This window comes from Synechococcus sp. BA-124 BA4 (assembly GCF_034931165.1).
On record NZ_JAYGIA010000074.1, the window covers coordinates 21,767 to 32,418 of the forward strand.

Sequence of the window (10,652 nt, forward strand, 5' to 3'; positions counted from 1 at the left end):
GATCAGCGGACGAACAGCATCTCCTGGTAGGTGGGCAGCGGCCAGGCGTTGTCGTCCACCAGGGTCTCCAGACCGTCGACGGCCTCGCGGATCTTGTGCATCAGGGGCAGGAGGGTGTCCGCACAGTGGCGCATGTGGGCGACTGCACCGTGGGGCGGGGCCGACAGGGCGGACTCGAGGGCCACGCAGTTCGCCAGCAGTTCCTGATTGAGGGTGGCGATCCGCCCGGCCATGGCGCGATCGGGAGGAAGTCCGAGATCCTCCTGGTAGCGCAGGGAATTGGCCAGGTTGCCGAGGTACTCCATGACGGCCGGATACACCTGGGTGCGGGCGATCTTCAAGGCCACCTTCGCCTCGACTTCGACGGCGAGCACATACTGCTCGGCGTACACCTCGAAGCGGCTCTGCAGCTCCACGGGAGTGAGGACACCCGTCCGGCGGAAGAGGTCCTTGACATTGTCACGCTCGAGCACGAGCAGCGCATCAGCGGTGGTGGGCAGGTTTTCCAGCCCCCTCTCGTTCACGGCCATCTGGTGCCACTCGCTGGAGTAGCCATCACCGCCGAAGACGACATTGCCATGCTTCTCCATGATCGTCTTGAGCACAGCGGAGGCGGCTGACTCAAGCGATTCCCCAGCCCCCATCTTCGCCTCCATTTCATCGCAGATGTACTGGAGGGAATCCGCGAGAATCGTGTTCATCGCCACGAGCGGACCAGCGACCGACTGGTTGGAGCCCACGGCCCTGAATTCGAAACGGTTGCCGGTGAAGGCGAAGGGGGAGGTGCGGTTCCGGTCGCCTGGATCCTTGGGAAATTCGGGCAGGGTGTCAACACCCAGTTGCATCAATCCACCGTGATCGGTGCTACCGAGATTGCCGTTCTTGATCATCGTGTAAACCTCCTCCAGCTGACTGCCGAGGTACACCGAGATGATCGCCGGAGGAGCTTCGTTGGCCCCGAGGCGGTGATCATTGCCGGCCGTGGCCACCACAGCACGCAGCAGCGGTCCATAGAGGTGGACACCGCGAATCACGGCTCCGCAGAACAGCAGGAACTGCATGTTCTCCTCTGGGCTGCTGCCTGGGTCGAGCAGATTGCCCTGGGTGGCATTGCCCACCGACCAGTTGACGTGCTTGCCGGAGCCGTTGATTCCCTCGAACGGCTTCTCATGCAGCAGGCAGTTCATGCCATGCTTCCGCGCCGTGTTCTTCAGCAGCGTCATGGTGAGCTGCTGGTGATCGGTGGCCACGTTGGCCGCCTCGAAGAAGGGAGCGATCTCGAACTGACCGGGCGCCACCTCGTTATGGCGGGTCTTGGCAGGGATGCCCAGCTTGTACATCTGGTGCTCCACGTCCTGCATGAACACCTGAACCCGCCGGGGGATGGCCCCGAAGTAGTGGTCGTCGAACTGCTGGCCCTTGGGGGAGGGGCTGCCGAAGAGGGTGCGACCGGCCAGCAGCAGGTCGGAGCGCAGACTCACGAAGGCACTGTCGACCAGGAAGTATTCCTGCTCGGCACCACAGCTGGAGTTCACCGGAGCCACGTCGGTGTTGCCGAGCATCTTGAGCAGACGCTGGGCCTGTTTGTTCATGGCCGCGTTGGAGCGCAGCAGCGGCGTTTTCTTGTCGAGAGCTTCACCGGTCCACGACACGAAGACCGTCGGGATGCATAGAGTGACGCCATTGGGCGTGCTCATCAGGAACGCCGGGCTGGTGATATCCCAGGCGGTGTAGCCACGTGCCTCAAAGGTGGAGCGGATGCCACCGTTGGGGAAGGAGGAGCCGTCCGGTTCGCCCTGCACCAGCACCTTGCCGGTGAATTCGCAGATGGCGGAGCCGTCGCTCTGGGTGGAGATGAAGCCGTCGTGCTTCTCGGCGGTGGAGTTGGTGAGGGGGTAGAAGACGTGGGCGTAGTAGAGAGCACCGCGACTGACCGCCCAGTCCTTCATGGCCTGGGCCACCACATTGGCCACGGAGACATCAAGCTTGCCTCCCTCCTTGATGGTGGTCTGAACAGATTTGAAGATGTCCTTGGGAAGGGACGACTTCATTTTGGAGAGGTTGAAGACATCGCTGGCCCACATTTCCTCCAGTGATCCGGGGGGGGATGTGATCGTCTCAGGACGATCCTGGGTGCGCTGAATGGCGGCGAGGCGCTGGGGGCTGGGCATGTCAGACCATCTGTCTGGCAGACATCCAAATAGGCGGGGTGCCCTCGGGATGAAGCCGTTGCTACAGATGAGCAGCACGAAACCGGCACCGGAAGCACCGATCAGCCATCCCGCCGACGCTCGCAGCCGCTGACGGCTTCGCCACCATGGGACAGACTGGAGTTGTCCCCAGCCCGGTCCCCATGATCCGCTACTACCTCCTGCTGCCGGGACCCCAGGGAGGGGAGCCGACTCTGGGCCGGATGCTGGATGACCGAAGCGAAGCCTGCTTCGACGCAAGCACCACGCCCCCGGCCTGGCAGGGTTGCACCAACCAGATTCAGCGCCGTCTCCACGCCCACGACAAGATCGCCGAAATCAGCCAGGTCAGAGCCCAGGCCTGGAAACCCGCCGCCTTCGATTGATCAGCGATGGCGGTATCCGGCGGGGGAGGCACGCCTCGCAGTGAACGCCCCTGGGGTTGGTTCGAAACCCTGGCCACTGCCAGGGGCTACCTGATCAAGCGGCTGTGGCTGTTCCCCTCCAGCCGCATCAGTCTTCAGCGTCACCACCATCGCAGCGAACACTGGGTGGTTGTCGAAGGGGATGGCGTCCTGGAATGCGAGGGAGGGCAGCTGAGCGCATCTCCTGGCGTCACCCTGACGATTCCCACCCGGGCCATCCACCGGGCCAGCGCAGGTGACCACGGGCTGGTGATCGTGGAGATCCAGCGAGGCGACGACCTGAGCGACGACGACATCGAGCGTTTCGCCGACGACTACGGACGAGTGGGCTGACCCACAGACCGCTTCGTTGGCATGTGGGCAACGGCTCGGTCGGGTGTTACCATGAATCTTCACCCTTTGATTAAGGGCAAGGCAGTCTTTTTTCAGGCCCTGTGGCCGCGAGATACGGGTACCTGCCGGCCTGCGTTGAAGGAACTCCCAGGCCAAGGCCCCCATCAACTCATCGTGACCCAGTTCAACGCAGGCGAGAGCTTTGCGTGCTCCATCGACCTGAGCGCCCATCCCGCCCAAGCCCCCATCCCACCCATCGCGAGCGATCCCATCACTTCCAATCAACCCAGCACCCTCTCCAGCTGTGTCGACCTGAGTGCCCTCGAAGGGCAGCCGTCAGCCGCCGAGACCACGGCGGTCGAGTCGACCCTGATCGGCCCGATTGACCAGCCCGGCGAAGCCACTCAGGACGCTCCCGCCGGAGCCTTCGCCGCGTTTGGCCTGGGGGCTGAGATCCTCGCCGCCGTGGCGGATTGCGGCTACAGCGATCCCTCTCCCATTCAGAAGGCCGCCATTCCCGAGCTGATGCTCGGCCGCGACCTGGTGGGCCAGGCTCAGACCGGCACCGGCAAGACGGCCGCCTTCGCTCTGCCCCTGCTGGCGCGCCTCGATCCCCAGCAGCGCACACCGCAGGTGCTGGTGCTGACCCCCACCCGTGAACTGGCTCTTCAGGTGGCTGAAGCCTTCAACGGCTATGCCGCCAAGCTCCCCCAGGTGCGTGTGCTGCCGATCTACGGCGGTGCCGATTTCCGCGACCAGATCGTTCGCCTCAAGCGCGGCGTGCAGATCGTGGTGGGGACCCCGGGCAGGGTGATGGACCACATGCGCCAGGGCACTCTCGACCTCTCCGGACTGCGCTGTCTGGTGCTTGATGAAGCAGACGAGATGCTGCGCATGGGCTTCATCGATGATGTCGAGTGGGTGCTTGAACAACTCCCCGAGAAGCGGCAGGTGGTGCTCTTCTCCGCCACCATGCCTTCGGAGATCCGCCGGCTCTCGCGCAAGTACCTGAAGGACCCCGCTGAGGTCACCATCCAGCAGAAGGGTGCTGAGAACAGCACCATCCGCCAGCGTCACCTGGTGGTGCACGGCGCCCAGAAACTGGAGGCCCTCACCCGTGTGCTGGAAGCGGAGAGCAGCGAGGGAGTGATCATCTTCGCCCGCACCAAGGCGATCACTCTCACCGTCTCCGAAGCCCTGGAACAGCAGGGTTACGACGTGGCCGTGCTCAACGGTGACGTTCCCCAGAACCAGCGGGAGCGCACAGTTGAGCGGCTGCGCAGCGGACAGGTGAACGTGCTCGTGGCCACCGACGTCGCCGCCCGGGGGCTGGATGTGGACCGGATCACCCTGGTGATCAACTACGACATCCCCTTCGACAGCGAGGCGTATGTCCACCGCATCGGCCGCACCGGCCGGGCGGGCCGCCAGGGGGACGCGATCCTCTTCCTCACGCCCCGGGAGCGCCGTTTCCTGGGTGGTCTGGAGCGCGCTGTCGGCAAGGCCATCACACCGATGGAGGTGCCCACCAACGCCGACATCAATCAAAGCCGGCTGGATCGCCTGCGCGAGCGCCTCACCGCCCTGGTGGCAACCCCCCGCTCTGACGATCAGGAACTGGCCCTGCTCAGCGAAATCCTGCAGCGGGTGGGCAGCGAGATCAGCGCCAGCCCCGAGCAACTGGCCCTGGCCGCGCTGCAACTGGCTGTGGGCGACCGCCCCTTGCTGGTTCAGGGGGCTGAAACCTGGCGCCAGCCCACCACCGCCGGCCGGGACCGTCAGCGCAGCGGCGACGACGACCGCCGCGGTGATCGCCGCTCACCCTCCCGCACTGGCGGCGGCGGGCGCCTGGACGCCTCCGCTCCCCCGGATGCCGACATGGAGCGTTTCCGGATCGAGGTGGGCTGGCAGGACCGGGTCAAGCCCGGAAACATTGTCGGAGCGATCGCCAACGAAGCCGGTCTGAACGGCCGCAGCATCGGCCGCATCCAGATCTTCGACACGCACAGCACCGTCGATCTTCCCAGTGGGATGCCCGAGGATGTCTTCAACGCCCTGCGGCGGCTGCGGGTGATGAACAAAGAGCTTCAGATCACCCGCCACCACTCCTGACCCAGCCCAATACGTCGATCCGGCGTTCCTGTTGCCACTTCATGTCACTGCTCTCCACCACCGAGGCCAAAGGTCAGCGCACTCCTGCCAATCCAATGGGAGTGATGCTGCGTCTGGCCACCGTCGCCCTGGCAGGCCTCGCTGATCTGACTCTTGCGGGAGCCGTCGAAGCCGAGACTCAGCTCAAAGCGTCCGCCAGCACCAGCCAGAGGGATGAGCAGGTGAGCAAGTTCTGTCTGGCCACCGTGAGCGCGGCCTTCCAGGCTGCGCGCAAGGTGCCCCCGCCTGGGCTTGGCACCTTCGCCTGCTCCTGCTTCGTGGATCAGGTCAACCAGGGCGCTGGACTGGACGTGGCCCAGAGCACCTGCCGCCAGCGCACCATGGCCCGCTACAGCCTCTGAGCGCTGAGCTCTGTCAACGATCAGGCACACATGCCGGTGACATCATCGGTGTGCATCACGCTGACCTGCCGCAGGGACAGACTCTCGATGGCGGTGATCAGGCCGAGTTGAGCCTCCGATGTCTCGCAGAGCACCAGAGTCTGCAGAAGATCGAATCGATCCTGTGGGGCGAGCTCGCCGTCCTCACACCAATCGAGGCTCCAGGGAACAGGGGCAACCATTGCTTCGGGATCAGTACGTCTTGGTTTCATGACATTGGGCCATCCCTCCCGGCCGGGCTCCGTTCCTTGGATTTGCTTCCAATCCGCTTCACGCTTCGCCATGCAGCCCTGAAGGCCCAGCCTGACCGGGCAACAAAGAGGCAGCAGAAGCGCTGAACCGTGTCGCAGAGCACAGCGCTGCCAGGAAGGCACCATCTCCCGCAGGACACCCTGTATCATGGGCGGCGATTCAAGGATTCACGGCTCCCATCGATCCGCTCCAAAGGACCCGCTCCAGACGGGCAGTCCTTGAGGACCCCAAAGCATTCACGAATCAGTTCCAGATTCCCTTCAAGGAATGACCATTTACGTAGGCAATCTCTCCTTCCAGGCCGAACGGGAGGATCTGCTCGATCTTTTTGGCCAGTACGGTGAAGTCCGTCAATGCAGTCTGCCGCTTGATCGCGAAACCGGCCGCAAACGCGGCTTCGCTTTCGTTGAACTGGCCGACGACGCCTCAGAGCAGAAAGCGATCGACGACCTCCAGGATGTGGAGTGGATGGGTCGCATGATCCGGGTCAACAAGGCCAGCCCCCGCGAACGTGGCGGCGGTGGTCCACGGGGCGGTGGTGGCGGCTACGGCGGTGGCGGCGGCGGTGGCGGTGGCGGTCGCTGGTGAGTCCTGATCGTCATCACGCCTGAACAAGCCCCGCAATAAAGCATCCTCCGCCCCTGAGGGGCCCCGCCCGACAGGGGCGGGGCCCCTTTAATGGCTTCCGGCCCCTCCGGCCGATGCCCAGCAGCCTGACGTCATGGCCCATCCGCGCGCGCGCACCCCGATCAGCCGCCTGCTGGAGGCCTTGAGACCCCACCGCCGGCTCGTCTGGCTGGCCTCGAGCTGCTCGGTTCTCAACAAACTGTTCGATCTGGCCCCACCGGTGCTGATCGGCCTGGCCGTGGATGTGGTGGTGCGTCAGCAGACCTCCTGGCTGGCGGAGTTGGGGCTCAGGACCGTCCCCGCCCAGCTCACGGCCCTGGCGGTGGCCTCGTTTGTGATCTGGAGTGCCGAATCCCTGTTCGAATACCTCTACGGGGTGCTCTGGCGCAACCTGGCCCAGACCATGCAGCACGAGCTCAGGCTTGAGGCCTATGACCATCTGCAGAAGCTGGAGATGGCCTTCTTCGAGGCCGGAAGCAGCGGCCGGCTGATGGCCATCCTCAACGACGACATCAATCAGCTCGAGCGTTTTCTCGACCACGGCGCCAACGAACTGCTGCAGCTGACCACCACCGTGCTGGCGGTCGGTGGAGTGATGGCGGCCATCTCTCCCGGAGTGGCCGGAGTGGCCTTTCTGCCCATCCCGGTGATTCTCTGGGGCTCGATCCTGTTCCAGAAACGGCTGGCTCCTCGCTACCGCGATGTGCGTGAGCGGGCCGGCGATCTCAACAGCAGCCTGTCGAACAACCTCGGCGGGATGCTCACGATCAAGAGTTATGCCGCCGAGGCCTGGGAGCTGGAGCGAATCCGCCACCAGAGTGAGGCCTACAGAACCACCAACCAGCGCGCCATTCGTCTGTCAGCGGCCTTCATACCCCTGATCCGTTTTGCCATCCTCTTCGCCTTCCTGGCGATTCTGGTGATCGGCGGACTGCAGGCCTGGCGCGGCACGATCGCCGTGGGCTCCTACAGCTTTCTCGTCTTCATCACTCAGCGTCTGCTCTGGCCCCTCACCACCCTTGGTCGCACCCTCGATGACTACCAGCGGGCCATGGCCTCGAGCAACCGGGTCCTGGATCTGCTGGATACACCGATCGCCATCCCCGGGGGCGACAGGCCCCTGCCCCTCGCCAGCGTCCGCGGTGCCATCGAGTTCCGCTCGGTGAGTTTCGGCTACACCGGCCGGGAGCCCCTGCTGGTCGACTTCTCTCTGTCGGTTCCGGCCGGACACACTGTGGGCATCGTGGGGGCCACCGGCTCCGGCAAGAGCACCCTGGTGAAATTGCTGCTGCGGCTCTATGCCGTCCAGGACGGCGAGATCCTGCTGGATGACCAGCCGATCCAGGACCTGCGGCTGGGCGATCTCCGGCATGCCATCGGCCTGGTGAGCCAGGACGTGTTCCTTTTTCACGGCAGCGTGGGCGAGAACATCGCCTACGGGAGTTTTGGCGCCAGCCCGGCCGCAATTGCGCGCGCTGCGCGGCTGGCCGAAGCCAGCGGCTTCATCGAAGCGCTTCCCCAGGGATACGACACCGTGGTCGGGGAGCGGGGGCAGCGGCTCTCAGGGGGCCAACGCCAGCGCATTGCCCTGGCCCGGGCGATTCTCAAGAATCCGCCGGTGCTCATCCTCGATGAAGCCACTGCGGCTGTCGACAACGAAACGGAGGCAGCCATCCAGCGGTCCCTGGAGCTGATCACCGCCGAGCGCACCACCCTGGTGATCGCGCACCGACTCAGCACCGTGCGTCATGCCGATCGGATCGTGGTGATGGAGCACGGCCGGATCGTCGAGCAGGGAGGCCATGACGAGCTGTTGCGCCGCGGAGGCGCCTACGCCCGGCTCTGGCGGGTTCAGGCCGGCCTGCGCGAAGACGAGGCGCTCCTGGCCTGAATGCACCAGCATGGGGTGATGTGATTCCAGGTCCCCAGCGGCGGCGGGCCCTCGCCCATGGCCCAGACATCCGGTCCCTTTGAGCTGCCTCCCCTGGCCCGACAGGAGCTGGTGGAGCTGCCCATCACTTCGCTGCAGCCCACCCAGCTCTGCCTGGGACTGGCGGAAGTGCGCTCCAGGGCCAGTGATTTCGCCAGAGAAACGGCCGCGGAGCGTCGTCGCTACCTGCGCACCCGGCCGGTGCCGGTGGCGGTGAGCAGTGCGGGGGAGCACTGGATGATCGACCGGCACCACCGGCTGAGGGCCCTGATGGAGGTGGATTCCAGCGCCACCGTCTTCTGCTCGGTGGTGCTGGAACTGGTGGGAGCCAGCCGCGCTCACTGTCTCGAGGAACTCAACCGGCGGGGTTGGCTCTACCTGCGTGATGGCGAAGGCCGGGGCCCCCTCCCGCCCGAGCGGCTGCCGACGGACCTGGTCAGCCTGGAGGACGACCCCTTTCGCAGCCTGGTCTGGAAACTGAAGCAGGAGGGCCTGATCCGCCCCCAGCCGCAGGTGCCGTTCCTGGAATTCCACTGGGGCAGCTGGTTGCGTCGCCAGAATCTGCCCAGCTTCGGCTCGATGGACCTCGAACCCGCTCTTGCCGAGGCCCGGCGCCTGGTGCGCGCCCAGGGGGGCCTTGGCGGACCACCCTCCAGCTGAGCGGGTCCAGCCAGGGAAGTGGTACAAACCGGCCCGGGGGGGAGGAGAGCCGCTCGGCCTGGATGAAATAAGGTTTCATGAAGGTGACAAAGGGCCCAACCTTCCCCTGTCGCACAAGCCCATGCCCAGCTCTTCCGGCCCCTCTTCCGCCCGCTGTCCCGTCGTCTTCACGACAGTCGCGGCGCTGTGGTCTTGAAGCGGCAACGTCCCCAGGTTCCCATGACGTCCAGCCAAGGATCCCGCCCCCTGCCCATCGTCCTGGCGATGCTGCTTGGTCTGGGAGGAGGTCTGGCGCTCTCCGGTCCCCTGGCCTCGTTACTGCCCAAGGACTGGGCCTCCCAGACCGCCAGGCTCACCGGTCAACTCAGCAATCCCTTCGCTGCCTGGGGGGACAACGGCCGTGATGTGCTGGTGCTGGGCACCGACGTGGGCGGCGGCAACACCGATGTGATGTTCTCGATCCGCATCGAGAACGGTGTCACCCATGTCACCCAGGTTCCCCGAGACACCTATATCGACTCGGCCCGTTTCGGCGGCATCAAGGCCAACGCCCTCTACGCCTACGGAGGAGCCGAAGCGGTCAAGCAGGAGCTCTCGGAGCGGCTGGGCCGCCCGATCGATCACCACCTGCTCGTGAATCTCGGGGCGATACGCCGCATGGGCGATGTTCTCGGTGGTGTCGAGGTGAACGTGCCCAAGCGCATGTATTACGTCGACAACAGCCAGGGCCTCTACATCGACCTTCAGCCGGGCCTTCAGACCCTCAAGGGTCGCGATCTGGAGGGGTTCCTGCGCTGGCGCCACGATGAGGAAGGGGACATCGGCCGGATCGACCGTCAGAAGCTTGTCCTCACCGCCCTGTTCAGCAAACTGACGCGCCCCGAGAATCTGGTGCGGCTGCCCAGCCTGATCGCAGCGGCCGGCCAGGACCTGAAGACGGACCTGGGGCCGATGGAAATCGGTGGCCTGATCACGGCCATGGCCACCACCCGCTTCGATGCGGAGCGCCTGAGCGGCCGGCCCTTTGATCTCAACGGCATCAGCTACTGGGAGGCCGACTGGCCGCCCCGTGATGTGGAAGCCATCAACGCCACGACGGTCGATGGCGACCACCGCCAGCGCTTCCTCTTCTGAGGCTCAACCCCAGTCAGGACCGGCCTCTGCCGAGGCCCCCGGCAGCCGCTCCAGGGCCGGCCGCTCACCGCACAGGGCTGCCGCCAGCAGCTCGGCCAGGGCCGGCACCAGGGCGAAGGGGCTGCTGAGCCCGGCGAACAACCAGAGGCCAGCGGCCCCAGCCACTGGACCCACCAGCGGCGGTCCACTGCTGCAGAAGCTCACCGGCACCTGCGCGAAGCTGGCCGGCACCTGGCCAAGGCGAGGATCGATCCGCCCCAGGGCCCGCCGCAGCTCCAGCTCCTGAGCCGCAGCCTGGGGTGGGGCGCCGCAGGCGCTGCCTGGCCTGATCAGGCTGCTCTGGCCCAGCAGCAGGCCCTCGCCCCAGGGCGCCAGGCCAGGATCGACGATCCACTCCGGCCGCTGCAAGCGATCCGCCCGTTGCTCGAGACCCTGGCGCCGGGCGACGAGCGGCATGAGGATGTCGTTGGGCTGGATCAGAGCCGAACGGCTCAGCAGCTCGCGGCTCAGCGAAGCATCCTCGAGCCGCAGCACTCCGGCCCAGCTCACC

Annotated in this window: 10 protein-coding genes and 1 pseudogene; 8 read left to right on the top strand and 3 right to left on the bottom strand. The window is 65.5% G+C overall.

Translation table 11 applies throughout. The features are described from left to right. Positions 1-2 precede the first annotated feature (2 nt). Entirely contained in the window at positions 3-2,171 is a 2,169-nt protein-coding gene (locus tag VB734_RS09710) for a glutamine synthetase III (protein WP_322781404.1), read from the bottom strand. Positions 2,172-2,353: 182 nt separating this feature from the next. On the opposite strand from VB734_RS09710, the gene VB734_RS09715 reads away from it, so the two are divergent. The 4 genes from VB734_RS09715 (at position 2,354) to VB734_RS09730 (ending at position 5,460) form a co-directional block, all read left to right on the top strand. Beyond that, on the top strand, positions 2,354-2,575 hold the full coding sequence (locus tag VB734_RS09715) for a hypothetical protein (protein ID WP_231594803.1): 222 nt from the start codon (positions 2,354-2,356) through the stop codon (positions 2,573-2,575). Positions 2,576-2,581: 6 nt separating this feature from the next. After that, positions 2,582-2,947, top strand: a complete 366-nt coding sequence (locus VB734_RS09720) for a phosphomannose isomerase type II C-terminal cupin domain (protein ID WP_197165104.1) — start codon at positions 2,582-2,584, stop codon at positions 2,945-2,947. 174 nt (positions 2,948-3,121) lie between these two features. Next, positions 3,122-5,059, top strand: a complete 1,938-nt coding sequence (locus VB734_RS09725) for a DEAD/DEAH box helicase (protein ID WP_322781403.1) — start codon at positions 3,122-3,124, stop codon at positions 5,057-5,059. Positions 5,060-5,100: 41 nt separating this feature from the next. Next, the gene (locus tag VB734_RS09730) at positions 5,101-5,460 is read left to right on the top strand and encodes a hypothetical protein (protein ID WP_197165108.1); all 360 of its coding nucleotides are present in this window, start codon (positions 5,101-5,103) and stop codon (positions 5,458-5,460) included. A gap of 20 nt (positions 5,461-5,480) precedes the next feature. Here VB734_RS09730 and VB734_RS09735 read toward each other — a convergent pair whose 3' ends face one another. Then, entirely contained in the window at positions 5,481-5,783 is a 303-nt protein-coding gene (locus VB734_RS09735) for a hypothetical protein (RefSeq protein WP_323243321.1), read from the bottom strand. Positions 5,784-6,018: 235 nt separating this feature from the next. Between VB734_RS09735 and VB734_RS09740 the strand changes: the two genes are divergently transcribed. The 4 genes from VB734_RS09740 (at position 6,019) to VB734_RS09755 (ending at position 10,102) form a co-directional block, all read left to right on the top strand. Beyond that, positions 6,019-6,339, top strand: coding sequence for an RNA recognition motif domain-containing protein (locus VB734_RS09740; protein ID WP_197165112.1), 321 nt, complete (start codon positions 6,019-6,021; stop codon positions 6,337-6,339). 133 nt (positions 6,340-6,472) lie between these two features. Then, positions 6,473-8,269, top strand: a complete 1,797-nt coding sequence (locus VB734_RS09745; RefSeq protein WP_197165114.1) for an ABC transporter ATP-binding protein — start codon at positions 6,473-6,475, stop codon at positions 8,267-8,269. Positions 8,270-8,326: 57 nt separating this feature from the next. Beyond that, on the top strand, positions 8,327-8,968 hold the full coding sequence (locus tag VB734_RS09750; protein ID WP_197165116.1) for a ParB/Srx family N-terminal domain-containing protein: 642 nt from the start codon (positions 8,327-8,329) through the stop codon (positions 8,966-8,968). Between the two features lie 219 nt (positions 8,969-9,187). Beyond that, positions 9,188-10,102 (top strand): LCP family protein, encoded by a 915-nt coding sequence (locus VB734_RS09755; RefSeq protein ID WP_197165118.1) that lies wholly within the window; start codon positions 9,188-9,190, stop codon positions 10,100-10,102. A gap of 3 nt (positions 10,103-10,105) precedes the next feature. On the opposite strand, the pseudogene VB734_RS09760 reads toward VB734_RS09755, so the two are convergent. Beyond that, a pseudogene (locus VB734_RS09760) lies at positions 10,106-10,652 on the bottom strand (hypothetical protein); the annotation flags it as partial.

What these genes read in the sequence shown, in the direction of transcription:
- VB734_RS09710 (WP_322781404.1), bottom strand. Translation starts at nt 2,171, where the DNA reads ATGCCCAGCCCCCAGCGCCTCGCCGCCATTCAGCGCACCCAGGATCGT.
- VB734_RS09715 (WP_231594803.1), top strand. Translation starts at nt 2,354, where the DNA reads ATGATCCGCTACTACCTCCTGCTGCCGGGACCCCAGGGAGGGGAGCCG.
- VB734_RS09720 (WP_197165104.1), top strand. Translation starts at nt 2,582, where the DNA reads ATGGCGGTATCCGGCGGGGGAGGCACGCCTCGCAGTGAACGCCCCTGG.
- VB734_RS09730 (WP_197165108.1), top strand. Translation starts at nt 5,101, where the DNA reads ATGTCACTGCTCTCCACCACCGAGGCCAAAGGTCAGCGCACTCCTGCC.
- VB734_RS09735 (WP_323243321.1), bottom strand. Translation starts at nt 5,783, where the DNA reads ATGGCGAAGCGTGAAGCGGATTGGAAGCAAATCCAAGGAACGGAGCCC.
- VB734_RS09740 (WP_197165112.1), top strand. Translation starts at nt 6,019, where the DNA reads ATGACCATTTACGTAGGCAATCTCTCCTTCCAGGCCGAACGGGAGGAT.
- VB734_RS09745 (WP_197165114.1), top strand. Translation starts at nt 6,473, where the DNA reads ATGGCCCATCCGCGCGCGCGCACCCCGATCAGCCGCCTGCTGGAGGCC.
- VB734_RS09750 (WP_197165116.1), top strand. Translation starts at nt 8,327, where the DNA reads ATGGCCCAGACATCCGGTCCCTTTGAGCTGCCTCCCCTGGCCCGACAG.
- VB734_RS09755 (WP_197165118.1), top strand. Translation starts at nt 9,188, where the DNA reads ATGACGTCCAGCCAAGGATCCCGCCCCCTGCCCATCGTCCTGGCGATG.